Origin of the sequence: Coprococcus sp. AF16-5, assembly GCF_003479365.1 — a bacterium.
In the GTDB taxonomy this organism is placed as follows: domain Bacteria; phylum Bacillota; class Clostridia; order Lachnospirales; family Lachnospiraceae; genus Coprococcus; species Coprococcus aceti.
In genome coordinates this window covers 407,893-432,148 of sequence record NZ_QUGZ01000003.1, presented here as the reverse complement: position 1 = coordinate 432,148, position 24,256 = coordinate 407,893, and the positions used below count along the sequence as shown (strand labels likewise).

The 24,256-nt window shown below is 45.7% G+C and carries 25 protein-coding genes, 1 tRNA gene and 1 pseudogene; 25 read left to right on the top strand and 2 right to left on the bottom strand.

Going from position 1 to position 24,256, the window contains the following annotated elements:
* The first annotated feature begins 247 nt into the window (after positions 1-247).
* The 9 genes and pseudogenes from DWW70_RS10670 to DWW70_RS10630 all read left to right on the top strand — a co-directional run.
* Positions 248-318 (top strand) — tRNA-Trp (locus DWW70_RS10670).
* A gap of 185 nt (positions 319-503) precedes the next feature.
* Entirely contained in the window at positions 504-1,409 is a 906-nt protein-coding gene (gene cysK, locus DWW70_RS10665; RefSeq protein ID WP_118649823.1) for a cysteine synthase A, read from the top strand.
* Positions 1,410-1,550: 141 nt separating this feature from the next.
* Positions 1,551-3,080, top strand: coding sequence for a glycoside hydrolase family 32 protein (locus DWW70_RS10660; RefSeq protein ID WP_118649822.1), 1,530 nt, complete (start codon positions 1,551-1,553; stop codon positions 3,078-3,080).
* A gap of 274 nt (positions 3,081-3,354) precedes the next feature.
* A complete protein-coding gene (locus DWW70_RS10655) occupies positions 3,355-4,167 on the top strand; it encodes a hypothetical protein (RefSeq protein ID WP_243017712.1) in 813 nt (270 codons plus the stop codon).
* Between the two features lie 50 nt (positions 4,168-4,217).
* The gene (locus DWW70_RS10650) at positions 4,218-4,427 is read left to right on the top strand and encodes a helix-turn-helix transcriptional regulator (RefSeq protein WP_055147626.1); all 210 of its coding nucleotides are present in this window, start codon (positions 4,218-4,220) and stop codon (positions 4,425-4,427) included.
* Positions 4,428-4,482: 55 nt separating this feature from the next.
* Positions 4,483-5,262, top strand: coding sequence for a DUF3169 family protein (locus DWW70_RS10645; RefSeq protein WP_015533575.1), 780 nt, complete (start codon positions 4,483-4,485; stop codon positions 5,260-5,262).
* 221 nt (positions 5,263-5,483) lie between these two features.
* A complete protein-coding gene (locus DWW70_RS10640) occupies positions 5,484-5,942 on the top strand; it encodes a ferritin-like domain-containing protein (RefSeq protein ID WP_015533576.1) in 459 nt (152 codons plus the stop codon).
* Between the two features lie 257 nt (positions 5,943-6,199).
* Positions 6,200-7,351: a DNA/RNA non-specific endonuclease gene (locus tag DWW70_RS10635; protein WP_118649820.1), complete on the top strand. Its 1,152-nt coding sequence runs from the start codon at positions 6,200-6,202 to the stop codon at positions 7,349-7,351.
* Positions 7,352-7,413: 62 nt separating this feature from the next.
* A pseudogene (locus DWW70_RS10630) lies at positions 7,414-8,151 on the top strand (ATP-binding cassette domain-containing protein); the annotation flags it as partial.
* Positions 8,152-8,240: 89 nt separating this feature from the next.
* Here DWW70_RS10630 and DWW70_RS10625 read toward each other — a convergent pair.
* A complete protein-coding gene (locus DWW70_RS10625) occupies positions 8,241-8,477 on the bottom strand; it encodes a hypothetical protein (protein ID WP_015533578.1) in 237 nt (78 codons plus the stop codon).
* Between the two features lie 103 nt (positions 8,478-8,580).
* The gene (locus tag DWW70_RS10620; RefSeq protein ID WP_015533579.1) at positions 8,581-9,267 is read right to left on the bottom strand and encodes a Crp/Fnr family transcriptional regulator; all 687 of its coding nucleotides are present in this window, start codon (positions 9,265-9,267) and stop codon (positions 8,581-8,583) included.
* A gap of 145 nt (positions 9,268-9,412) precedes the next feature.
* On the opposite strand from DWW70_RS10620, the gene DWW70_RS10615 reads away from it, so the two are divergent.
* The 16 genes from DWW70_RS10615 to DWW70_RS10535 all read left to right on the top strand — a co-directional run bounded on the left by DWW70_RS10615 (position 9,413) and on the right by DWW70_RS10535 (position 24,255).
* Positions 9,413-10,252, top strand: coding sequence for an ATP-binding protein (locus DWW70_RS10615; protein ID WP_055147605.1), 840 nt, complete (start codon positions 9,413-9,415; stop codon positions 10,250-10,252).
* A 34-nt stretch (positions 10,253-10,286) separates the two neighbouring features.
* Entirely contained in the window at positions 10,287-10,835 is a 549-nt protein-coding gene (locus DWW70_RS10610) for a hypothetical protein (protein ID WP_118649818.1), read from the top strand.
* Between the two features lie 207 nt (positions 10,836-11,042).
* On the top strand, positions 11,043-12,485 hold the full coding sequence (locus DWW70_RS10605) for an MATE family efflux transporter (RefSeq protein ID WP_015533582.1): 1,443 nt from the start codon (positions 11,043-11,045) through the stop codon (positions 12,483-12,485).
* Between the two features lie 60 nt (positions 12,486-12,545).
* Positions 12,546-13,256 (top strand): ABC transporter ATP-binding protein, encoded by a 711-nt coding sequence (locus tag DWW70_RS10600; protein WP_015533583.1) that lies wholly within the window; start codon positions 12,546-12,548, stop codon positions 13,254-13,256.
* Complete coding sequence (locus DWW70_RS10595; RefSeq protein WP_055222916.1) at positions 13,253-14,851, top strand: putative ABC transporter permease subunit; 1,599 nt, start codon at positions 13,253-13,255, stop codon at positions 14,849-14,851. The genes DWW70_RS10600 and DWW70_RS10595 overlap by 4 nt, the downstream gene beginning before the upstream one ends.
* A 122-nt stretch (positions 14,852-14,973) precedes the next feature.
* Positions 14,974-15,720: a PAQR family membrane homeostasis protein TrhA gene (trhA, locus tag DWW70_RS10590; protein ID WP_118649817.1), complete on the top strand. Its 747-nt coding sequence runs from the start codon at positions 14,974-14,976 to the stop codon at positions 15,718-15,720.
* Positions 15,721-16,196: 476 nt separating this feature from the next.
* On the top strand, positions 16,197-16,718 hold the full coding sequence (locus DWW70_RS10580; protein ID WP_117514329.1) for a DUF5720 family protein: 522 nt from the start codon (positions 16,197-16,199) through the stop codon (positions 16,716-16,718).
* 29 nt (positions 16,719-16,747) lie between these two features.
* Entirely contained in the window at positions 16,748-17,620 is an 873-nt protein-coding gene (locus tag DWW70_RS10575; RefSeq protein WP_117514327.1) for a DUF6017 domain-containing protein, read from the top strand.
* 77 nt (positions 17,621-17,697) lie between these two features.
* A complete protein-coding gene (locus tag DWW70_RS10570; RefSeq protein ID WP_117514325.1) occupies positions 17,698-18,678 on the top strand; it encodes a DUF3991 domain-containing protein in 981 nt (326 codons plus the stop codon).
* 13 nt (positions 18,679-18,691) lie between these two features.
* On the top strand, positions 18,692-18,916 hold the full coding sequence (locus tag DWW70_RS10565; protein WP_117514323.1) for a hypothetical protein: 225 nt from the start codon (positions 18,692-18,694) through the stop codon (positions 18,914-18,916).
* 32 nt (positions 18,917-18,948) lie between these two features.
* On the top strand, positions 18,949-19,230 hold the full coding sequence (locus tag DWW70_RS10560; RefSeq protein WP_117514321.1) for a helix-turn-helix domain-containing protein: 282 nt from the start codon (positions 18,949-18,951) through the stop codon (positions 19,228-19,230).
* 3 nt (positions 19,231-19,233) lie between these two features.
* Positions 19,234-20,004: a DUF6674 family protein gene (locus DWW70_RS10555; RefSeq protein ID WP_117514319.1), complete on the top strand. Its 771-nt coding sequence runs from the start codon at positions 19,234-19,236 to the stop codon at positions 20,002-20,004.
* A 31-nt stretch (positions 20,005-20,035) separates the two neighbouring features.
* Positions 20,036-20,938, top strand: coding sequence for a hypothetical protein (locus DWW70_RS10550; RefSeq protein WP_118427270.1), 903 nt, complete (start codon positions 20,036-20,038; stop codon positions 20,936-20,938).
* A gap of 126 nt (positions 20,939-21,064) precedes the next feature.
* Complete coding sequence (locus DWW70_RS10545) at positions 21,065-22,993, top strand: LPD1 domain-containing protein (protein ID WP_223387514.1); 1,929 nt, start codon at positions 21,065-21,067, stop codon at positions 22,991-22,993.
* A gap of 18 nt (positions 22,994-23,011) precedes the next feature.
* Positions 23,012-23,842, top strand: a complete 831-nt coding sequence (locus DWW70_RS10540; RefSeq protein ID WP_118427274.1) for a hypothetical protein — start codon at positions 23,012-23,014, stop codon at positions 23,840-23,842.
* Entirely contained in the window at positions 23,839-24,255 is a 417-nt protein-coding gene (locus DWW70_RS10535; protein WP_064786913.1) for a DUF3846 domain-containing protein, read from the top strand. Before DWW70_RS10540 ends, DWW70_RS10535 begins: the two co-directional genes overlap by 4 nt.
* Position 24,256 lies beyond the last annotated feature (1 nt).

Sequence of the window (24,256 nt, the reverse complement as noted above, 5' to 3'; positions counted from 1 at the left end):
TAATAGGTCGAGGACTTATCCTTAGAGGTTTCTAAGAGATAAGCTTTGGAGATACGCAAGTGTGCATGATATCTGCAAGGTGCAGAATCTAAGGCATACACAGTAAAGAATAAAGTTTACTTTGAAACAGTCGTTGGTTGTTAGATGGGGTTAGGTTACTAGCTTTCTGTGTGAAATTCTGAAGGTACAAAATAAAAGTACCGAGAAAATTTAACGCTGCAACAGGTGTTAAATTTTTTCTGTATATAGGGGATTGGTCAAATGGTATGATAGGGGTCTCCAAAACCTTTGGTGGGAGTTCGATTCTCTCATCCCCTGCTAAAAAGCCTTGAAAACTCAGTGTTTCAAGGCTTTATTTATATTAGTGGGAAGGAAAATGGCAAACTATGAAAAAGGAGAATGAACCACATTAATATAAAGGCAGTTCTATATATTTTATAGTGACTTTGGTGGAAAAATATGTAAAATATTATAATATAAAGTAAAGAGAAGAAGGGATTAATATGTATTACAATGATGTGCTTGATCTGATAGGGAATACTCCGCTTATGTGTCTGAAAAAGTCGACAGGATACAATATATTTGCCAAGGCGGAATTCCTTAATCCTGGTGGAAGTATTAAAGACAGGGTCGCAAAAAACATGCTGGAGGTTGCAGAGAGTGAGGGAAAACTCAAGCCGGGAATGACTATTATAGAGCCTACGAGCGGTAATACCGGAATAGGGCTTGCACTCTGTGGTGTTCAGAAAGGTTATAAAGTGATAATTGTGATGCCAGAGAATATGAGTGAGGAGCGAAAGAAGGTTATCAGGGCATTTGGTGCTGAGCTGGTACTTACGGATCCGGTTCTAAGCATCGGTGGTGCTGTTGATAAGGCAAATGAGATAGCAGAATCTGATCCAGAGAAGTATTTCATGCCGCAGCAGTTTGTCAATCAGGCAAATCCAGATGCGCATTATCGCACAACAGCAGTTGAGATGTGTGAACAGCTTGGTCAGAAGATAGACATATATGTGTCTGGTGTTGGAAGTGGAGGTACTCTCCAAGGTATAGCTAAATATCTGTTGGAGAAAAATCCAGATACGAAGATTGTTGCCGTTGAGCCTAAGGGAGTGTCAGCGCTACATGGAGATGGCCCGGGAATCCATCAGATACAGGGAATAGGCGATGGATTTATACCGGATGTTCTGGATACATCACTGGTAACAGATGTGGTGGAAGTGGCGGATAAGGATGCCATTGAGATGGCGAGACGACTTGCCAAAGAACAGGGACTTCTTGTAGGTACGTCATCCGGTGCAAATGTATGGGCGGCTATGAAGATGGCAGAAAAATATGGGAAAGATAAAGTTATAGCCACAGTTATGGCGGACAGGGCTGAAAGATATTTCAGTGTAGGTTTATTATAAAATAGGAAATAAATTTATTTAGGGACATTTTCAAGAGATGCTATGTATGGTACAGTGGAAATGTCTCTATTTTATTGATTTAAATGTGTTATTTGAAAGAACGCAAAATATAAACCATGTAAGTATAAAGGAGCAAAAGAGATGGATATAAATGGGAAGATGACGGGAAAAAATGTGGTTAGCGAGGCACTTGCTGCATCGAGGGAATACGAAACTCAGAATGAAATAGATAAGAATGAGCGACCGTTGTTTCATGTGACTCCGCCTGTCGGTTGGATGAATGATCCGAATGGATTTTCTGTGTATAATGGTAAGGTGCATTTGTTTTATCAGTATCATCCGTACAGTACGGAATGGGGACCTATGCATTGGGGGCATCAGGTCAGTGTCGATTTGATAAGATGGGAGCAGCTTCCAGTGGCGATTGCACCTGATACGATATATGATGCCGAGGGCTGTTTCTCAGGTACGGCCATTGAAAAAGATGGAGAGCATGTCCTGATATATACCAGTGTTATGAAAAATCCCGACGGTGATGGGGTATTGCAGAACCAGAGCATAGCGGTTGGTGATGGCGTTACATATAAAAAAATACAGAATAACCCGGTGGTGACTGGAGATATGCTGCCGGAGGGATTGAGCAGAGCGGATTTCAGAGATCCGAAGGCATGGCTTGAGGATGGCAGATACTATATGGCTGCAGGCTGTGTGGATCAGGATAATAAGGGGCTTGTGGTATTACTTTCGAGCGCTGATATGGAAAGCTGGACATTTGAGAGTATCCTTGCACGGAATGAAAGTGATCTGGGCGGCATATGGGAATGCCCTGATTTCTTCAAATTAGACGATCATCATGTACTTCTCGTATCGCCTACGGGAATGAAAGCAGAGCGATATGAATTCCACAATGGAAATAATTCTATCTATTTTGTTGGAGAATTTGATAAAGGTGAGAAGAAATTTGACGGTGGAGAGCCATTATCACTTGATTATGGAACAGATTTCTACGCGCCTCAGACTACACTTTTGCCGGATGGCAGAAGGATAATGATAGCGTGGATGCAGTCGTGGCATAATCTGTGGATACCCGGTGGACAGAAGTGGCAGGGAATGATGACGATTCCGAGGGAGATATCTCTGAAAAATGGACGCTTGATACAGAAGCCAGTGAGAGAGATAGAGAAGTATCATGCTAATATGGTCAGGTACTCAGATGAAGTAGTGAGTGGACGGCGTAGTCTGGAAGGTATAAGTGGAAGAAGTCTGGATGTGACATTTGTAATCACTGGAAACAAATACAGCAGATTTACCGTGAATCTGGCAAAGGGAAGCGGATATTATACTCGATTTATATATGACAGAGAAAATAATATAATAGAGATGGACAGGACATTTGCAGGATTTGAGAAAGATGTGGTGTGTATCAGAAGGGCCTGCGTGAAATCAGCAGAATGTTACGGGGATGTCAAGGGAAAGGTTGATGAACAGCAGGAGGCTCAAGATAGTATAAAGCTCAGATTTATACTGGACAGGAATTCGATAGAACTGTTTGTAAATGATGGAGCTATGACAATGAGCACGGCGATATATACACCTATTGAAGCGGATGGAATAGAGCTGTTATGTGAGGGACAGGCAGTCGTGGATGTGGAGAAGTATGATATCATTTAATAAAAGATGATCTTGCTCAATTGTTTAGTTGTTGCACTGCCAGGCATCAGTCTGGCGGTTCTCCAGATTTCAGGTGCCTCCGTTCCAACATTGATATGACAAGGAAAGTTGTCAAAAGTTATTGACAACTTTCCTTGTCATTTGTTATACTCCATTGTAAAAGAAATGACAACTATAGTTGTCATTTGGCATATATAATATATATATATTATATATATAGCTTGAATTTGGAATGGGATTTTAGTGGTAAGAATTAAAATGGAGTTATGAGGATATGAGGAAAAAGCAAGGTGTAAATAAAAAGGACAATCTAAGTGAAAATGGCATGGATAAAGGTAATAAGAAATCTACCTGTGAAACACTACAAGCTATGTTTGAGGGCATGATCGTCTCCCAACCAGTGGACAAATTGAAGACACAGGTCAAGGGATATTCCGTGACACCGATCACAGAGAGAATGTTAAAGAAGCACAAGCTAGGGGATGTTATTGCTGAGATCTGTGATATGACTGAGCTTGAGCGCGAAATCCGCCAAGGTCTGGAAAATGGACTCCCTGTGTATGGTTTCTTCAGAAACAAGCAGATGTGGAGCTGCTTTATCTTTGATAAAGAAGATATTGCCAGGAGTGAGTTGACGCCTGAACCTGAAAGTGGCAAGGATGTACTCAGTATATACAAGCTTAGAAAGTATTACATTCATCCTGAGGTGGAGGATCTGGCAGATGACATGATGGAGGTTGCCCACAGCAATGTGTATCAGAATGTGATAGATGTATTTGGAGATGGGAAGAGTGATGGATTCTTTTTGAGGGATAAAATATATGTGTGTAAGCGCGATAAAACCACTGGCGCACCACTTGGAATTATCATAGGTGTTGCACTTGGTATAGTGTATGGAATGCTGTTTGACAATTTGGCGCTTGGAATTTCCATTGGATTCTGTTTTGGAATAAGCTTTTCCATGATATGGGGGACATCCACACATAAGTATGCAGAGCATGGGCTGGCAGACAGAGCAGAAGCTGAAGATGCGGACAATGTAATAAAAGGATTGGGCTCTGATGGAGAGGACGGCATAAACAGATAATGGACCTGATTATGATGACAATACAGATTAACAAGCTGGAGGTGATATAGATGCCGCTGTACAACAGGCTGAAGGAATATCGGGCGAAGCTGGGAGTAAACCAGCAGGAGATGGGTGCACTGGTGCAGACATCAAGGCAGACGATAAGCCAGATAGAGAGGGGCGACTACAGCCCATCGGTGACACTGGCACTGAAGATCGCGAAGGTATGTGGTGTCAGCGTGGAGGATATATTCCAATACGAGGATGATAAGGAATGATTCCTGACATATGGATAAGGTCGTGTTAATTCATAGAATGAAAAGAGGATATGAGATGAAGGATACTGATAAAAAAGTGAACAAGAAAAGTAATCTGAAGATATATATAATATTTGCGGTCATGATCCTGGCAAGTCTGCTGGGAGGTTTCCTGGCGGGAAGGCTTGCCGCGGTGAACAAGGACACATTGGATGGAATCAACTGGGATCATATATGGTGGATAACAGCTGATACGCTGCCTATAGTATATGGTGTGCTCATGCTGGCGACGTTTGTGGTGTCATTTGTCATGTATGGGAAGATAAAGAGGATGATCAGAGGCTGGGACGGAGAGGACGAGGATGTGATAGTGGATATAGAGAGTCGGATCACGACTGCCTCATATCTCCCGTGTGTCATCGTGTTCGTTGGACTTGTGTTGTTTCCGGTGTGTATATACGCTGTGGACAGGACGTACAGTGATGGGCGTGGCACATTCCTGACAGTGCTGTCTGAGCTCGTATTTCTGATATCTATGGCACTGTATTGTGTGGTTGAAAAGCTTGTCATCGATGAAGAGAAGAAGCTTAACCCGGAGAAAAGCGGAAATATATTCGATATGCATTTTCGCCGTGACTGGGAGAACACATCGGACGAGGCTGAGCTTATCATGATAGCCAAATCCTCCAAGAAGGGATTTATGACTGGAATTAAGGCAGGATTTGTCATGTGGATACTTACGTTTATGAGTATGTTTGCATTTGACACAGGCGTGATGCCAATAGTGGCTGTTGGACTTGTGTTGATTGTAATGTATGTGGCTTATTGCAGAGAGTTTGTGAGACTACAGAAATAAAATAAATATATGTGATATAATGGCGGATGGCTGTATGACAATTGCAGGGCATTCGCCTTTTATTGTATGACACGGTCCTGAGATTTTTCATTGCCATACATATATATAAATGACCAGAAGGCAGAAAAATATAAAAAATAGAGATGTAGGAATAGAGCTGTACTATTTTGGACAATAATATCTATGCGATGGGATGAATTTTAATCGAAAGGAGTATTGCTATGATATTAAAGGAAAAAGAGAGAACAGTTATCCAGGATCTTCAGACACAGGAGAAGTCCTGTGTGGAGAAATATGGAAGATATGCGGAGCAGGCGAAGGATCCTGAGCTTAAGAATCTGTTCCAGACTATACAGAAGGAAGAGCAGAAGCACTATGATTCACTTACCCAGGTGCTTGACGGACAGGTTCCACAGTGTGACTGCAATGACAGCGATGGAAAAGATTATGAGCCAAAGCAGACATACAAGATGATGGACGATTCCGAGGATAAGAAGAATGATGAGTTCCTTGCAACAGACTGTATTGGAACAGAGAAGCTTGTGTCAGGCGAGTACAATGGAGAGATATTTGCATTTGGCGAGAGCGCGGTGAGAAAGCTTCTGGCGGATATACAGATCGAGGAGCAGAATCATGCGGAGATGCTCTACAAGTATAAGGTCGCAAATGGAATGGTGTAGGGAAAAGCTTACACAAGGGAGCATAAATTGTAAGGAGGATATGTATCACATGTGGTATATATCCTCTTTTTTGTTGCAATGATTTGTTAAAGCAGCTAGTGAAAACTCTTTGTTTTGAATTGAGGTTTTATGCGGGGATGTATTCACAAAACGGATGACAAAATGTAGAATGTTATTATACATTTTGGAAAAAGATAGCTAAATTTTTATAGGATGTATATAGGCAGGGATAACATTTTCAGAGAGGAGAATGTGACATGAAAAGAAAATTTTACAGTGTACTGTATGTAGCAATATTTGCATTGCTGATGTCCGGGTGCAGTATGTCAGAAATTGCGGATGGCAGCAGGTCCGCGGTAAAGGGATATGAGAAGGAGACTGTAGAAGATACCTCAGAATCAGAGAATACCACAGTTGCGGAGAAAAAAGATAACACCGGCAACACGTCACCTGAAAGCAGTGCGGCAGCATCTGAGAATATTGCAGATCAGCAGGCTTCGAGCATGGAGATTGCTGATATTCCCATATATTCGGGAGAGGCATATTGTGAGATAAATGGCAATGTGCCTTATTTCAGTGAGGATGAGATGGTGACGGAGGCATTTGAGAATTACAGCGACCTGGACTTCCTTGGAAGATGTGGAGTTGCCTATGCCAATATCTGTAAGGAGATTATGCCAACGGAGGAGCGCGGCGAGATAGGTATGATAAAGCCTTCAGGGTGGCATACAGTTAAATACAATGATCGTATAGACGGCAATTATCTGTATAATCGCTGCCATCTGATCGGATATCAGCTTGCCGGGGAGAATGCAAATGAAAAGAATCTGATAACTGGAACCAGATATTTGAATGTCACAGGCATGCTGCCATTTGAAAATGAGGTAGCTGATTATGTGGAAAGTACTGGAAATCATGTGCTTTACAGGGTTACACCTGTATACGATGGAGGCAATCTGGTTGCGTCCGGAGTGCAGATGGAGGCGGAGTCCGTGGAGGATAAAGGCGCAGGAGTAAGTTTCAATGTGTATGTGTACAATGTACAGCCAGGCGTGATAATTGACTATGCTACAGGGGACAGCGAAGCGGATCCGGATTATGTGGTGCCGGGAGAGAATGCCAGCACTAAAGTATCAGAGGAAAAAGGAGATGATGACCAGACAGCAGAAGCTGGAATGATCGGAGAAACTCAGGATACGGAGTTAGATATTTGCAGTGATACATCGGAGATCCAGAAGGAGTCTGTGGATGAGGATACATACATAGTCAACACCAACACCGGTAAGTTTCATAAGCCATCATGCAGGAGTGTGAAACAGATGAAGGAAGTGAATAAATCTGAGAGAACGACCACAAGGGACGAGCTCATATCTGAGGGATATGAACCTTGTAAGAACTGCAATCCGTAGTTGAATTTGGCGGTGAATTCTGTTATACCCAAACCAAATTAGGAATAGGCGAGATCGCATCAGTCACGGCAAATACCATGGAGAATCTGGGAGATGTGGCTACGAGAGTAGTCATGCTTACGACTCAGGGACTTCTCGAGACATCCATGATCATACTCATGATCCTGCTCTGCGACTGGAGGATCGCGCTGGTATCACTTGCAGGAGTTGCCATATTCCTTGTGATAAATACTGTGATGCAGAATGCCGGCAAGCAGACGAAGAGACTCAATGCGGCAAATGAAGCCTGCGTCAGGGCAAATGTAGTGCTCGGACTTGACACAATGGATATAGATGGAAAGGAACTCAATCCTGAAAATCACGATATAGAGGTTAAGAATATAGAGTTCTCTTACGACAAGAGAAAGATAATAGACGGAATCTCACTCACCATACCGGAGAAGACAACGACGGCGATCGTCGGACCATCTGGCGGTGGAAAGACAACCCTGTGCAATCTGATCGCTAGATTCTGGGATGTGGATTTGGGTGAGATAACCCATGAAGAGGTTGTGGAGGCTGCAAATGTTGACCCTGAGAACGAGAAGGAGCTTACTCTTGCAGTGGATGCCCTGACAAAGGAGAAGACGATCATCATGATCGCCCACAGACTCAAGACAGTAAGACATGCGGATCAGATAGTAGTGGTGGATCAGGGAAGAATAGCCCAGAAGGGAACCCACGAAGAACTCATGAAGCAGGACGGAATCTACAGAAGATTTGTGGATTCGAGAGAACTGGCAGTTAGCTGGAAGATATAAGTGAAATGTATCCTGTGAAACACAGAAGACAGGTGTCAGATAATCGACACCTGTCTTTTGCTTTGGGATATTAGTTATCAGTTCGCAGCCTACTCAAAATCGTCCTCATCATAATCGCAGTCGCAGTTACAGCCGCCATCGCTGCAGTTGCCGTTGTATGAGCCAAATGTCTGGCTCTTTCTAGGAGAGCAGAGCATTCCGAGCACAAGCCCTGTGAGGAATGTGCAGATAGCGAAAAGCACGGCCTCTCTTGTTGAGTAGTCTTTATCCTTTACGACAACAGTGAATTTGTTCCATCCGTCTTTGATAGTTTTCATTGGTTTCATTGAAATCCCTCCTGATCATATTATATTGATAAATCCTGAATCAGGGAAAATCCCCCATCTGTAATGAATTTCCCTGAACAGTTAATTACATGATACATCAACATCACACATCAGTCCACCCCTGGGCAGGAGACTTAAGAACAAAATGAGATTTGTGGAAGTCGATCAGCCCATCAGTCTTCATCCTGCCAAGTTCAGTAGACAGTCCACTGCGGTCCACGGACAGAAAGTCAGCGAGCTGCTGTCTGGAAAATGGTATATCAAATTCGTTGCTGCCATGTCTGTGCATCTCCGATGACAGGTAGGAGAGCAACTTATCCCTGGTTGTTTTCTGGCTCATGTGCTTTGATTTTTCGCCGAGCCTCAGGTTCTTGCCGGCGAGATCGCACAGGAGATTTCTTATCATCTGATTATGTCTGCCACATGTTACCGGGCAGGTGGTGAGCATTTTTTGAACATTCAGAAACAATACAGAACTTGCAGCTTCAGCATATACGTTGACGTCGAGTACGGAGCCAGGGGTACAGGCATATGATTCCGCAAACGTGTGTCCGGGCAGGATGGCAGACATGACGCTTCGACCACCCCAGTAATCCTCCTGGATGACTATCGCTTTGCCTGTAAGCAGCAATCCTATATATTCTGTTGTGTTGCCAGCCATGAGAATACACTCATTTTTTTGGTATTTTTTGATGATTGCACCCAGACAGTCCAGTACGGAGTCAACGTCATCAGCGGTGATACTGGAAAAAAGACTGGATTTCAATAATGTGTCCATGTATTTGTTCATATTACCTCTTAGTGGGGACGCTTCTTTTGTCACAAGGATTGTCCCTGAAAAGTATAACATTTTTATGTTGAAAATTCAACATACACAAATGTTCTGACTGAATATAATGACGTTAAAAGCAGGAAAAAGATTGGAGGAAATATATATGATAAGAAGAGTTATACAGATAGACGAGGACAAGTGTAATGGATGTGGAGCCTGTGCAAATGCGTGCCATGAGGGTGCTATAGGCATGGTAAACGGCAAAGCAAAGCTGCTCAGAGACGATTATTGTGATGGACTTGGCGACTGCCTGCCGTCGTGTCCTACAGGAGCCATAACATTTGTGGAGAGAGAGGCGGCTGCGTATGATGAGGCGGCAGTCGTGGCAAACAAACAGGCAAGACTCGATGCAGAAAAATCCAGAAATATGGTTGGCTCAGGAGTGATGCATGAAAAAAGTCCGGCACACTCCGGTTGCCCTGGTTCCATGGCGAGAAGCATATTCAGGAGACCGGCAGCAGCTTCAGGTGAAGCAGTACAGGCAAGCTCATATGAACAGGCAGCAGTAGAATGCGTACAGAATACAACTGATAAAACAGTCAATCAGCAGGCGGGTGACATATATAATTATGAGCGCCCGAGCCAGCTCACACAGTGGCCGGTGCAGATCAAACTTGCCCCGGTAAATGCGCCATACTTTGATGGTGCAAAGTTGCTTATAGCGGCGGACTGTACAGCCTATGCCTATGCATCGTTCCACGAGAAATTCATAAAGGGACATGTGACTCTGATCGGCTGTCCGAAACTTGACAGTGTCGATTATTCAGAGAAACTTACAGAGATTATCAGGCGAAATGACATACAAAGTGTTACAATAGTCCGTATGGAGGTTCCTTGTTGTGGAGGACTGGAGATGGCTGCGAAGAAGGCACTTCAGGACAGCGGCAAGTTTATCCCATGGCAGGTTGCAACAATATCAATAGATGGAAGAATTCTTGACTGACATTCTCTTCACAGCACCATGAAAGGTAAAGACAATGGAAGATAAAATAAGAATTACAACTGAGACAGGCAGTCGTCTGGTCGGTGCTCTGATAGGGCTGGTGAGAGCCACTGATGGGATGATGCATGTGACTGATGATACAAATAACATAATAATAGAAGGTTTGCACATGTCTGATATTGCTCTTGGCATCTCTGATGCAGACATGAAGGCGATGATCGCAAGGGTGCATGCTGATAAGCATACAATTGTCCCTGACTGCAGTGTATGCGGTGCACCATGTGGCAGGACTGCAGATTATGACTGGGAGAGCGTGTACAGAGAAGAACGGACAGAGCACGAGGAAGGCAATAGAGATGGCAATGTGGCAGAGCCTTCTGTCATATCGGACGTGCGGATAGACATACTTTCCACACTTCAGAAGATATCCCACAGAGTGATCTCCGGGGAGATCAACGCAGATGGCGAGGTGAACTTCAGTGTGTGCAGGGCAGTATTTGCACTGGGGGAGAACTGGAGTGACGGCGAGCTTGAGAGAGCAGAGCGTGAGCTTGAAGATTTGTCAACCAACAACAGTATGTAACAATGGCACACAAAAATATAATACTTGAAAATAACAAGGCTTGGCGCATCACAGATGGAATAAAAGTGGTGCGCCTGTTAAAATTAATAAGAAAATACTTCATACTACAGGTATAAAGCCATTGCAAATACAATTATTCGGGAGTACAATAATCGGACGCATCAAATTAAATGATGAAAGAGATAATAACAGGAAAAGGTAACAAAAATGGGAAGTGCTGCTACGGGCTTTGTAAAAAATAATAAAAAGGTGACATGGAAAGAATTTGCCAGAATGCTGGCTGTGCTTGCTGTGCCTATTGCGATGCAGAATCTGCTGGCGACCACCGCTAGTATGGTTGATACCATCATGATAGGAAGTGAGGGCGAGATCGCCGTTGCGGCGGTTGGCGTGTGTGCACAGATAGGATCACTTTTGTTTTCAACATATTGGGGATTTGTCAGCTGCTCCCTTCTGTTCATGTCTCAATACTGGGGTGCCAAGGATCCAGAGGGAATGAACAAGGCATTTGGTCTGGCGATCATATGTGCGGGAATATTTGGAATAGCATTTGCGGTGGTGACTGTGGTTGCACCGGGGTGGATACTTGGAATATATACAGATAAAGTAGAGATCATAGCACTTGCGAAGCCATATATGAGAATAGTTGGATGGTCTTATCCGCTTCAGGTATTTGCCGCAATAATTACAGCACTCCTTAAGTCAACGGAGAGGGTGAAGGTGCCACTGGTATGCTCGGTCATCTCACTTTTACTCAACTTTTGTATAAATTTTGTGTTGATCTATGGTAAATTTGGTGCTCCCAAGATGGGAGTTGCTGGTGCGGCTATAGGTACACTGGTGTCTGGTATCGTGAACATAGCGCTGCTCATTCTGTATCTTGCAAAGAGCAGGCATGAGATAAAGTTCAGTGCGCGAAAGGCATTTGATATTGATATGGGATTTGTGAAGTCCTATGCGTCCAAGGCATTCCCGATCGTATGCAACGAGATCCTCTATGGCGTGGGCCAGATGATAATCAACGTTGTCATGGGACATCAGAGTGATTCCGCCATAGCCGCCATGGCTGCATTCCGTGTATGTGAAGGGTTTGTATATGCATTCTTTGGTGGTCTGGCAAATGCGTCCAGCGTTGCCGTGGGAAATGAAGTTGGCGCGGGTAATCTGGACAGGGGACTTTCCTATGCCAAGAGAGCTGCACTGGTATGTCCTGCCATCACATTCACAATTGTGCTCATCACGATGCTGCTGCACAATCCGCTGTTTGGATTGTTTGGACTCGGGGCTGAGGCGATGATGTACACAAAGTATATGCTTATAATATATCTGTTCTTCGGAGCAGTCAGAACATGCTGCTATATACAGAACGAGTGCTTCCGTGCAGGCGGTGAGGCCATCGTTGGAACAGTTATGGAGATCAGTGGACTGATGTTGTTTTCGGTCCCGGCTACATGGGTAGCAGGAATGGTGCTCAAGCTGCCATTCCTCGCAGTGTTCTCATTTGTTTACACGGATGAACTTCTGAGATTTGTCATACTGACACCGTACTTGTTAAAAGGAAGGTGGATCAAACCTATGACGGGACCTGGTCGCGCGGCACTTGATGAGTTCAGGGGCAGGATGAAGCGAAATAAGCATAGAGCGCGATAATCTATGGGGACGGAGAGGTCAGGTACCTCCGTCCCCTGTTTTGAAAAAGGAGAAAATAATATGCTGCAAATAAAAAATCTCACAAAGAGATATGGAGATAAGTTGGCGGTGGACAATCTAAGCCTACATATAATGCCGGGGGAGATATATGGTTTCATCGGACACAACGGGGCAGGTAAGACAACCACTATAAAAGCGTGTACAGGGATCCTGAATTTTGAGGAGGGAGATATCCTTATAGATGGTGTGTCCATAAAGGAAAAACCGCTGGAATGCAAGAAACAGATGGCATATATTCCTGACAATCCAGATATGTATGATTTTATGACCGGAATCGGATATTTGAATTTTATAGCAGATATATTTGACGTGCCGGAGGAAGTCAGGGACGAGCTCATAGACAAATATGCTGACGCATTTGAGATAAAAGACAACCTAGGACAGCTGATATCCGAGTATTCCCATGGTATGAAGCAGAAACTGGCAATCATATCAGCATGGATACATGAGCCGAAACTTGTCATCATGGATGAACCGTTTGTCGGACTCGATCCAAAGGCTTCCCATATACTCAAGCAGATGATGAGAAAAATGTGCGATGACGGAGGGGCGATATTCTTCTCCACACATGTATTGGAAGTCGCAGAAAAGCTGTGCGATAAAGTGGCGATCATAAAAGGCGGACGACTGGTGAAGGCGGGCATAATGGAGCAGGTGAAGGGAGACGAGTCACTTGAATCCGTGTTCCTTGATCTGGAGGGTGAGTCATGATAAGGATATTGATGAAGAAACAGCTTAAGATGCTGTTCAGTGGATTTTTCGTTGACCGGAAGACTGGAAAGTCCAGATCCAAAGGTGCTGTAGTTCTGGGTATCATCAGTTATGTGGCAGTGCTGCAGGGCTGTATGGGAGCCATGTTCGGAATGGAGGCATATTCGGTGTGTGAGCCGCTTTGTTCTGCGGGGCTTGATTGGATGTACATGGCGATGATGTCTATGATGGCGTTGACCATCGGTATATTAGGAAGTGTGTTCAATACATATGCGAGCTTGTATCAGGCAAAAGACAATGACCTGATGCTGTCACTGCCCATCCCGGTCAGGGCTATATTATTTGCAAGACTGTCAGGAGTGTACATCATGGGTGCGATGTTCGCCGTGACCGCCATGGTTCCCGGTATCATAGTATATGGAATAGTAGCCCATCCCGGTGTGTGGCCGGTCGTGTCATCTATTATAGTACTGGTTCTTCTGACATTTGTCATACTGGTGCTCTCATGTATACTTGGCTGGGTAGTGGGGAAGATAGGCAATAAGACCAGAAATAAGAGCTTTGTGACAGTTGTATTGTCACTGGCATTTATAGCCGCATATTATGCTGTATACATGAATGCAAATAAGCTGCTCTCAAAGATCCTGGCAAACAGCGGAGAATACAGTGCAAAGATAAAAGGTGCTGCATATCCGCTCTATTCAATTGGTCGTGCGGCTACAGGAGATGGATTGCAGCTGGCGTTTGTGGCAACAGGCACATTGATCATCTCTCTTGCAGTGTGGCTGGTACTTGAGAGAACATTCATCGGAATCGTGACGACAAAAGCCGGACATACAAAAAGGAAGAATATAATAAAAGCTGCAAAGGCGCAGAGCCAGGATGCAGCACTTCTTCAGAAAGAGTTCAAAAGACTGGCAGCATCTGCCGTATATATGCTCAACTGTTCCCTGGGGACATTGATAATGATCGCTATGGCAGTGGTTTGTCTTGTTAAAGGACAGTATGTAGTAGATATGATTACGAAAACTCCCGGACTACCGGATGGTGTACTTATAATTGGGGCGTGTATAGCCGTATGTGCCGCCGCGTCGATGAATGATCTGACTGCACCATCGATATCTCTGGAGGGAAAGAATCTTTGGATCGTGCGTTCGCTTCCAGTCACATCGTGGCAGATACTTAGGGCAAAACTGAGGATGCATGTGATACTTACCCTGATTCCGGCGCTGATCCTTGATATAGTGATGCTTGTTTTTGTGACACCATCACTTGTAGATGGCGTGATGATGTTACTGATACCATGTCTTTATGTGTGCCTGACTGCATACATAGGGCTTGCAGTCAATCTCAAGATGCCAAAGCTTGACTGGACGTCGGAAGCATCGGTCGTGAAGCAGAGCATGGGTGTACTTGTTGCTATTTTATCGAATTTTGTATATATTATTGTACTTGTGGTGGGATATTTGTTATTCGGAGGTTTTACCGGAGCGACAATGTATCTAGCAATAAGCACTGCATTGACGGCAGCCGCTGCAGTTTTGTTTAGGATATGGCTGAAGAGACGCGGGGTGCAGGTGTTTGAGGCACTTTAGCGGTCTGCGATGATGATCCCAGGGCTGTACTCTGCACGGGAGCTGGAGACTGCGGTTGTAAGACAGTGTAGATTATAGATAGCAGTATAAATTATAGATAGAAAGAAGTTCAAAATTAAAATATGGCACAAATCAAGAATTCAGACATGAGCAGTCAGCAGAAAGCTGAACTGGACAAAGAGAAAAGCAAAGAAGAGAAGAAAGAGGCAAAAAGAGCAAAAAGGCAGCACTACAGGGAACTGAATGAGCCGCCAAAGCTCACCGTTCTCGAGGAGGTGGGAAATGCTGTTACCCACGGAATAGGAGCAGGGCTTGCCATAGCCGGCTTTGTCCTTCTTCTCCTGAAGTCAGACACAGGACTCAAAGTGATGGCATCGTGTTTTTATGGAATATCACTGATATTGATGTTTCTCATGAGCTGTCTGTATCACTCATACAAATCCGGGCTGGCAGTCAAGCGGCTCTGGAGAAGATTTGACTATTCCTCGATATATCTGCTGATAGGCGGAACATTTGCTCCGCTGTACCTTGTGTACTGGGGAAATGTGCTTGGAATAGTGTTGTTCTGTGTGCAGTGGGCGCTCATAATAGCGGGGATCACCATCATATGTGTGTTCGGACCGGGCAGGTTCAGACCGATACACTATACGTTGTACTTCGTCATCGGATGGAGCGCCATCATGTTCATTCCGGGCTGGTTCAGAAATGACAAGCCGCTTTTGGGATGGATCGTGGGTGGTGGCATTGTCTATACGCTTGGCATGATTCCGTTTGTGAAGGACACCAAGGGGGCGCACTTTATCTGGCATATCTTTGTGATGCTGGGGGCTGCGCTGCATTGGTTTGGGATGTACCTGTTTGTGTATTGATGAAATATAGATAAAATAAGGGTGTAACGTTTGGTTACACCCTTTTTGATACTATCTTGATACTATTATGTTATCTAATTTGTCAGCAACTTCCTGATGCTTGCTTGGGTATAGGTGGCCATATGTCGATAGGACCATTTGCACGGTGTCGCCGATTCTCTCAGCTATGAGTTGCACAGTAAAGCCCAGTTCAATGAGTAGAGACACATGGGAATGCCGTTACGGTATAATAACGACAAACAGAAAAAGCCTTTATTTTCAAGGGGTTTGAGCGTTTGTCGTCTTTTATTCAATTCCTTTTCCAAGTTGAAAATTGACGAAAACTATAAAGAAAAAAGGAGGCTGTTTTATTAACGACAAAATTTAATAGTGCCAGCGGTCCGGCTTTATGTCTGACCGCTGGTTGCCGTGGGCGTTTCACTTTTATAGGTGGACGCCCTTTTTTCATACTCATTTTCGAGAGAAAGGAGATCCCCATGGAATTAAACGAAATGGAAAAAAAGCTGCTCTTTCAGGTTGAGGGCGATTATCAGACAAAGATCCTGAATGAACTTTATATGACCGTGCGGTATTCAAATAATTCCGAACAGCGGGAGGCGGCAGAAGGTCTTATGGCAAAACTTCGTGTTCTGTCAAATGCAGAGTGCATGGACTTGGTAAAAGATATTCAGAAGAATTACCGTCTGCCCTATCCAGCCCGGACGATTGGAGAAAAGATCGCCGAGGCCAGACAACAATCAGGTGCAGAAAAATTGAAGGGGCATGACATCATGGCGCTTGAACGTTTTGACCCGGAGGTAAGGCACATGATCATTTTTGATGTATTGTCTTACGATTCCCCTGTTGGCGACAAAGGCGATAAGATGCGCTTGTTCCTTACAGATGCCGGCTATCAGAAATTTTTAGAGAGCCAGGAACGGGGCGAAGTGAAACTGAAAAACCATGCGAAGGTCTCTGGCGGTCATCTCCATTATGACCACAGGGATCATGCCTTGTAACGGAATAGTCGAAGAAAGGAGGCGATACAATGGCAGTATTCCGTGTAGAGAAAACAAAGGACTTTACGATAATGAGCAATCACCATCTGCGCAATACGGAGTTGTCCTTAAAGGCAAAGGGGCTTTTATCACTTATGTTGTCGCTGCCGGAAGATTGGGATTATACCACGAAAGGACTCGCCCATATCTGCAAGGACGGTGTGGATTCTATCACTACTGCCCTGAAGGAACTGGAGCGGCATGGTTATCTCACCAGGCAGCGCCTCCGCTATGATAACGGGCAGTTGGGAGACATTGAATATACGATCCATGAGCAGCCTGTAAGCACCGAAAACACAGGGCTTTCACCTAAACGGGAAAATCCAAGACAGGTAAAACCTGAACAGGCAAAACCTAAACAGGCGGAACCTGAACAGGCAAATCCGGTACAATTAAATACTAATCCATTAAAAACAAAAAAATCAAAAAAAGATAAATCAATAACTTATCCATCAATCTATCCGGCAGAGCCGGAAGCGGCAAGCCGCACGGATGGGATGGATCGGATAGAGCTGATAGAAGCCTATCGTGAAATCATCAAAGAAAATATCGAATATGACTTACTGGTCTTACGGTATGGCAGGGAACGTCTGGACGAAACCCTTGAACTTATGCTTGAAGTGATTTTGTCGAAACGCCCTTACATACGCATCGCCGGAGATGATTTTCCGCGGGAGATCGTCAAGAGCCGGTTCCTGAAGATCAATTCCGGTCACTTAGAGTATGTCTTTGACTGTATCGACAAGAACACGACGAAGGTCGGAAATATCAAAGCATATCTGCTGGCGGCGCTGTATAATGCCCCGGCTACAATGGACAGCTATTACCGTGCCGAGGTCAATCACGATCTGTACGGCTGTTAGGCACCTTTGGGTGTCTTTTTTCATTCCATCACAGGAAGGAGGCAAAGCACGATGAAAAGAATCACTGTGCCGGTACAATGCCCGGCGTAACCAAAGAACAGATTCAGGCAGCGCGGGAAGCTGATCTGTTTACTTACCTGCAGTTCCATGAACCCGGTGTGCTGAAACGGGATGGACCTAATTTCCGGCATAAGGAACATGACAGTCTGGTATATGTGACCGGGAAAAGGTACTGGTACTGGAACAGCCGTGGACGGAGTATCAATGCGCTGGACTACCTGATCCAGATTCGGGGATATGGTCTTGTGGATGCGGTTCATGCTCTGGTAGGTGGCGAAATCCGACATACACCGGCTTACCGAAGTACGGCAGAAATACAGGTATCAAAAGAACCGGAAAAGAAAGCATTCTCTCTCCCCTGGGCCAGACGTTGCGCGACCGCTGCGGTCTCCTATTTGCAGAAACGGGGAATCAGCTCAGAAGTCATTCGCCAGTGTTTACAAGCCGGGATTTTTTACGAAGCCCGGTATCATGGAGAACCGGTTTGTGTATTTGTAGGGAAAGATGATTCCGGGAAAGCGAAGTTCGCCTGTATGCGCAGTATCGGCGGCAATCTCAAAAAGGATGTCTATGGCAGCGACAAAGGATATAACTTTTGTTATCCCCCGCAAAGTCCGGGTAGCCGGCATGTGGCAGTCTTTGAAGCTCCTATTGATGCGCTTTCCCATGCAACGCTTCAAGAGCTGGAGGGATGGAAATGGAATGGTTACCGCTTGTCTTTGGGAGGTACTTCCCATGTGGCGCTGACTTCTTTTCTGGAACGCCACCCGGAGATCCGGCGTGTTACCCTTTATATGGACCACGATCTTGCCGGATTTGTCAATGCCCGGAAAATCAAGACCATGCTCCACGAGGATAAACGTTTCCGTCATATCCGGGTAAGTGTCAACCCTCCCCGGATGGGAAAAGATTACAATGAAAAATTGCTGGAGGTTCGGGAACAACTGCAAACCAGCCAGCACCAACGCCGCCCAAAAGAGGCGGCTGTTTCAATTTAGGGAGGATTTCAACATGAATGGATCTCAACAGATCTGCTTTACAGACAGCGCCGGAAAAGCGCTGTTTTCTATTCCTGACAATGGTTTACTTTGCCTGTTCTATGGAAACGGGGACAGGCATTTTGCTGTTTGCCATCGTCTGGATGACACCCATGCAGAAATTGACGGGGTAAATTATTCGATGCCGGACTTTGCCAAAAGGATGAAACACAACCAGATCGGCTTTGCCCCGGCATAGGGCTGGAAAACAAATAACAGGAGGATTTGAAAATGAAAAAAATTGAAAATACCGCTTTGCAGATGATTGCCGAGGCTTCCCGGTGTCCAGACTACGGCCCCGATATGGTTAAATCGCTGATGAAAAAGCTGGACATGAACGAAAAGGGCTTTGCGCTTTTGATGAATGTTGCCCCATCCACAGTGCGTCTTTGGACCAGCGGAGCTGCACAGCCCTGCGGCACAGCAAAACGCCTCATGCAGATTTATGAAACCGGTCCGGAGATTGTTGGCAAGATTGCCAGAGGGCAGCTACCGGCAGATGGGAGGGATTGATGAATGACGGAGACAGATAGCCAGCCGATTGCGGAAAATGAGCAGGTCAAAGAGCTGCTTGCTCTCCTAAAAGACAACAATACACCGGGATATGAAGAATTTGCCAAGCTAATCGAGCATGTGACCGGGATGGAGCAGCGTCTTTTGGAGGCAACCGAGGAACTAAAGGCAGTGCGTCAGGAAATGCAGGGATTACAGAACCATTCCCTGAAAGATACTCTCCAAAAGAGCTGTAAAGCTATGGAGATGAATATTTCCGTTATGCGTCACCGTCTTTCCGAACTCAAAGGCCAGATCATAAACGGGTGCAGGAATATCCTTGCCGATTTCAGGGAACGAGGTACTGTTGCTTTGAATGGGATCACACAGTTTTTACATGTCAGACCGGTGTTGGAGTCCATTCAAAGTGCAGCAGAAAAAAGTATGCAGGCCAACAACAGGGCTGTTGCCAGAATTGACGCTTTCAGTACGGAATATCACGAAATGGAGCGGCATCTCAAAAATATGGGCCGTGCTATTCAAGGAAAACCTGCGGAGACAGACGCAAAAGAAAATGGAAAGATTGCCAGGGTGTTCAAAGGTGCTTTCAAAGTGGAGGGCGCTCTTATATCCTCCATTAACCGTAATGCGGAGTGGGCACTTAATACCCTTGCCCGGTTGGAACAGACTGCGGAAAGGCGCCCTTCTGTTTTGGAAGCAATGCGGGAACAGGCAGCAAAAACGGAACCGGCAAAAAAGCAGCCGGCATCTTCCCATGATAAGGAAAGCCGGTAATTGTCAGGTTCACATGAAAGGAGGAATTTGATTGAATCAGGAACCACTACCGCAGATTCATTTGATCCGTGATACAGACTTATCCATCTTTGCGTATGAGCTCCATATTTTTGCCGGAGATTTTCTTAGGGAATGCGAATTTAATATGCGTTCTCTGGCGACAAATACCGGGGCTGATTCCATTGCCATCATGGAGAAAAATCACATGTGGCTTTCCGACGCTTTGTTTGCTTATTGTTCTACGGCGGATCTTCATCAAATGATCTCAACAACGGAGTTTATCGGAGCGAGGGTTTTCCTGTTTCATACGGATCGCAGAGAGGGCGGTCACTTGTACGGAGATGTCCTGATGATGGATTTAGACACGCTGCGGCAGGATATAAAAAGAAATATCCTCTATCCCTGCGGCGTCAATGTCGAACGCAAAGATGGTTCAGCGGCTACGGTCAGCCTGAAAGAATGGACTGAAATGGAGCTTTACGAAAAAGATGCTCTGAAAAGTTGGGGATTTTCTTATGCCCCGAATCAAGTTACGGAATGGCAGTACCACTATTCCACGATGTTCAGACAGTGGATGGATCAGGCATTTCGTTATATGCCCCAGGATTTAGAAGAACGCCTGAATATGCAATATATGGAGGCAGCCCAGAACCCGGATATGGATAAGTACCGCATACCACAGGGAACGGCAAAACAGATGCTTCTTTATGACGAAGCCCCTGTGTATCGCCTTCTTCCATCCGGTTCGGAGAAAATTGCGCCCATTGCGGCAGTCTCTACGGGCCTGTGGTATGAAAATTACCGGGAGTTTGCCATTGCACCGGAGGATTTAGGCGCTCTGGACAAACTGATCCGCAGGGAAACTGACCGGCTCACAGGAAACCTCCCACAACTTCTCAAAAACGAAGAACGCCGCCCTGCCCCGGAGCGATAAGAATTCTACACAGACTGGAGGTGATGAAGATTGGCAGGAGTGCATGAAGATTTCGGCGAAAAGATCGGCGGTGCGAAAAAAGACCTGTGGAAAGACCGCGGGCTGTATGCGGATGATCTGGAAGCCATGAATGAGCGCGAAGCCGAAAAATTTGTGAAAAAGGATAATGTCTGGAAAAAGCCGGACTATGCAGCCATGCTGGAGGAAGGGATTCCTCTTGGCGTGGTCTATTTTATCAAAAAAGCGAGGGACGGCTTAAACGCTTCCCCTCAGTATTACCGCACGGATGACACCCCGGAAAAACGGACCGCGAGACAAAAGGAATATATAAAAACAGTCCGGGAATTGCAGACAGTGCTTTCAGATGTCCGTACTGTGGAGGATGCCATAAGAGCCTATGACCGCTTTTTCGCTGACAATGGATACTTAGAAAAGGTACAGGGCTGGGGAAGCGGAATCCATTACCGGGCAACGAAAAAGGGACAGGACAATCCCGTGATCACAAACAAATTGTCCAATACCATGCTGATCCGCTCGGCTGAATATTTTGAGCGCAACTTTGCTCAGAAAGCAAAAAAGGAACAGTTTTGTGTTTCCAAAGAGCAGAAAATACCGAAAGGTTATGCGATCCACTTCAACGACGGGAAACAGACCTATTCTAAAAATGGGGACTGGAAACCCGGTACCTACTATGTGACAAAAGGCTATTCGATCCTGCGGACCAATTTTGAGACCAAAGAAGCTGCCCTGAAATGGGTGCAGGAACTTGCCAAAGGCAGGAACAAAAACGGAAAGATCCGTTTTGTCCCTCCACAGCTTGCCCATGTCAAACGTACCGGACCGGATTATCGGAATGGCGTGGAGATCACCGGACAGCATTATCTTGATACCTTTGGGTTCCGCGGCGGTGAGTTTGGAAACTGGATGAACCAGAACGACCGGCAGACCTCCCTTAACATGGGATTTGAAGCACTAAAGGATCTGGCGTCAGCCCTTAAGATCAGCGATAAAGATATTGCTTATCAGGGAACACTTGCTATCGCTTTTGGTGCAAGAGGCAGTGGCAATGCTGCAGCTCATTATGAACCTTTGCGTACAGTCATCAATCTTACAAAAATGCACGGGGCCGGTTCCCTGGCACATGAATGGTGGCATGGACTTGACGATTATCTTGGTACAAAGATGGGAGCAAAAGGGATGCTGTCAGAACAGCCCCACCTCTATGCGCCGTTCCAAAAACTCATTGACACCATGAAGTATAAACCGGAAACACCGGAACAGGCAGCAAAGCGCACGGAAGCACAAACAGAACGCACCCGGAAAAATGCGGCAAGCTGGCTGGATTCCTCGGTTCTTGCCTCCCTGAAACGGTATGGCAATGAGGAACAGATGGAAACCTACGCAGTCTTGCGGGAAGCATTTTTGTCCGGCGAACCCGGCTCTGTGGAACAGATCAGCGCATTTAAGAAGAATGTTACCGGCCGGGTAATTCCCAAAAGTGAACGGGAACGGCTGGAAATTTTTGAGCGTATGCTTTCCGGGATGCAGGCGCAGGAAGCTCCGCAGATTGGACGGACGGAAACTGATTTTTACCGTAATTCGGTACGCATGGGAAAAGAATGTGAAAAAGACGGCGGTTATTGGGACAGCAATGTGGAAATGACAGCCAGAGCCTTTGCCTGTTATATCAAGGACAAACTGCCCTACACATCGGATTATCTGGCAGGCCATGCCGACTGTGCCCTTACCCTGGTTTCCGGTAAAGACGGAGAAATGGAGGTATTGAAAGCCTTCCCTGTGGGGGAAGAACGCCGTGCAATCAACGCTGTTTTTGACGAGATCATTCAGGATTTGAAACGGGAACAGCTATTGACCCATGCCGATGTAACGCTTCCCCTCTCTGTTTCTGAACTTCGTGAGGCGGCGGACGGGCAGCTATCCATGTTCGGCGTCGGCCGTCCTTCCGTGATGGATCAGCTTGCGGCAAACAGGCCGGCAGATAAAAAATCACCGGCACAGACGTTTTCCAGAAAAAACCACGAGCCGGAAATATAGCAGGAGGTGAACAGCATTTTGGAAGAAAATAAAGATTATCATGCCTACCGGTATGGCGACCACTTGACGCCGGGATTGGAGCTTAAAATTGAGCACAGCGTAGTTTGTGAAAATGTGGATATTTCTACACTGATCACAATGGGAACAGATAGCCTGGAAGCCATGCGCCAGGGAAGTATCGACGGGGAGCAGAAAGCCTATGAAATCGTGGTGGCTGCCGCAAAACAGTGGGAACAGCAGGCAGCGGCAACACAGACGATCAACCGGGCTTTGGAATATCTTCGTACACCTGAGATTGAACATACCGGCAATCAGTGGAAAGACACCGATAACTGGAGGGCGGATCAGAAAATCAGCAACCGGGTCTATCAGATGACCTGCAGTATTTGGGAAGATACGAAATATGACAGGGAAACAAAACAGAGTATTCCGGTTGCCTGGTATGTGACATGGGAAGTCCGTATTCATTCCCCGAAGCAGGGATATGGAGAAAAGATTGCCGGACAAAACCAGAAACGATATACAGATAAGAATGCAGCCATAAAATACCTGGACGGGCGGAAGAAAGCCTATTCCCATTTATTCACGGAAATTTCCCCGCCAATTCCGAAAGAATATGAGCGTCATTTTATGGTTCATGGCACTCTCTTACCTGGTTATACGGTTGAAGGACTGGAACAGACCAAAACGGAACATGCCGCCGCCGAGGTTTCGGAGGGCGGTATTTTTACGCCCCAAAACCAGGAGAAGCCTTCCGTCCTGGGGAAGCTCTCTGTGGCAAAAACCCAGGAAAAAACGCCAGCCGCTCCCGGTATGGCAATGAAAAAGAAGGAGGATATACAGTTATGAAAGTGTTAATGGTAGAGCCGGGCAAGTCCCCTTATGCTGCGGAGATTGAAAGCGGTCTGAAATCTTTGCAGGCGGCAGTGGGTGGAGACATTCAGGCGGTCTATCCGTATGAGGACCCGGTGGCTCTGATCTGCAATGATGAAGGCAAGCTGATGGGACTGCCTCTGAACCGGGCTCTCTTTGATGATGACGGCCACGTTTATGATATTGTGTCCGGGAATTTTCTGATCGTTGGTCTTGGCGAGGAAGATTTTACAGACCTTTCCCCGGACTTGATGGAGAAATACGGGGAGCAGTTCAAGTACCCTGAAAAATTTGCAAGGATTGCCGGCGAGATCATTGCAGTCAAGCAGCCTGCAACCAATGAACACCGGGAAAAACCGATGATGCACCATTCCGGCCCGGATTTGTAGA

What these genes read in the sequence shown, in the direction of transcription:
- DWW70_RS10555 (WP_117514319.1), top strand. Translation starts at nt 19,234, where the DNA reads ATGACGGAGACAGATAGCCAGCCGATTGCGGAAAATGAGCAGGTCAAA.
- DWW70_RS10620 (WP_015533579.1), bottom strand. Translation starts at nt 9,267, where the DNA reads ATGAACAAATACATGGACACATTATTGAAATCCAGTCTTTTTTCCAGT.
- DWW70_RS10580 (WP_117514329.1), top strand. Translation starts at nt 16,197, where the DNA reads ATGGAATTAAACGAAATGGAAAAAAAGCTGCTCTTTCAGGTTGAGGGC.
- DWW70_RS10660 (WP_118649822.1), top strand. Translation starts at nt 1,551, where the DNA reads ATGGATATAAATGGGAAGATGACGGGAAAAAATGTGGTTAGCGAGGCA.
- DWW70_RS10640 (WP_015533576.1), top strand. Translation starts at nt 5,484, where the DNA reads ATGATATTAAAGGAAAAAGAGAGAACAGTTATCCAGGATCTTCAGACA.
- DWW70_RS10595 (WP_055222916.1), top strand. Translation starts at nt 13,253, where the DNA reads ATGATAAGGATATTGATGAAGAAACAGCTTAAGATGCTGTTCAGTGGA.
- DWW70_RS10560 (WP_117514321.1), top strand. Translation starts at nt 18,949, where the DNA reads ATGAAAAAAATTGAAAATACCGCTTTGCAGATGATTGCCGAGGCTTCC.
- DWW70_RS10635 (WP_118649820.1), top strand. Translation starts at nt 6,200, where the DNA reads ATGAAAAGAAAATTTTACAGTGTACTGTATGTAGCAATATTTGCATTG.
- trhA (WP_118649817.1), top strand. Translation starts at nt 14,974, where the DNA reads ATGGCACAAATCAAGAATTCAGACATGAGCAGTCAGCAGAAAGCTGAA.
- DWW70_RS10650 (WP_055147626.1), top strand. Translation starts at nt 4,218, where the DNA reads ATGCCGCTGTACAACAGGCTGAAGGAATATCGGGCGAAGCTGGGAGTA.
- DWW70_RS10605 (WP_015533582.1), top strand. Translation starts at nt 11,043, where the DNA reads ATGGGAAGTGCTGCTACGGGCTTTGTAAAAAATAATAAAAAGGTGACA.
- cysK (WP_118649823.1), top strand. Translation starts at nt 504, where the DNA reads ATGTATTACAATGATGTGCTTGATCTGATAGGGAATACTCCGCTTATG.
- DWW70_RS10655 (WP_243017712.1), top strand. Translation starts at nt 3,355, where the DNA reads ATGAGGAAAAAGCAAGGTGTAAATAAAAAGGACAATCTAAGTGAAAAT.
- DWW70_RS10600 (WP_015533583.1), top strand. Translation starts at nt 12,546, where the DNA reads ATGCTGCAAATAAAAAATCTCACAAAGAGATATGGAGATAAGTTGGCG.
- DWW70_RS10610 (WP_118649818.1), top strand. Translation starts at nt 10,287, where the DNA reads ATGGAAGATAAAATAAGAATTACAACTGAGACAGGCAGTCGTCTGGTC.
- DWW70_RS10570 (WP_117514325.1), top strand. Translation starts at nt 17,698, where the DNA reads ATGCCCGGCGTAACCAAAGAACAGATTCAGGCAGCGCGGGAAGCTGAT.
- DWW70_RS10615 (WP_055147605.1), top strand. Translation starts at nt 9,413, where the DNA reads ATGATAAGAAGAGTTATACAGATAGACGAGGACAAGTGTAATGGATGT.
- DWW70_RS10535 (WP_064786913.1), top strand. Translation starts at nt 23,839, where the DNA reads ATGAAAGTGTTAATGGTAGAGCCGGGCAAGTCCCCTTATGCTGCGGAG.
- DWW70_RS10625 (WP_015533578.1), bottom strand. Translation starts at nt 8,477, where the DNA reads ATGAAACCAATGAAAACTATCAAAGACGGATGGAACAAATTCACTGTT.
- DWW70_RS10565 (WP_117514323.1), top strand. Translation starts at nt 18,692, where the DNA reads ATGAATGGATCTCAACAGATCTGCTTTACAGACAGCGCCGGAAAAGCG.
- DWW70_RS10575 (WP_117514327.1), top strand. Translation starts at nt 16,748, where the DNA reads ATGGCAGTATTCCGTGTAGAGAAAACAAAGGACTTTACGATAATGAGC.
- DWW70_RS10645 (WP_015533575.1), top strand. Translation starts at nt 4,483, where the DNA reads ATGAAGGATACTGATAAAAAAGTGAACAAGAAAAGTAATCTGAAGATA.
- DWW70_RS10545 (WP_223387514.1), top strand. Translation starts at nt 21,065, where the DNA reads ATGAATGAGCGCGAAGCCGAAAAATTTGTGAAAAAGGATAATGTCTGG.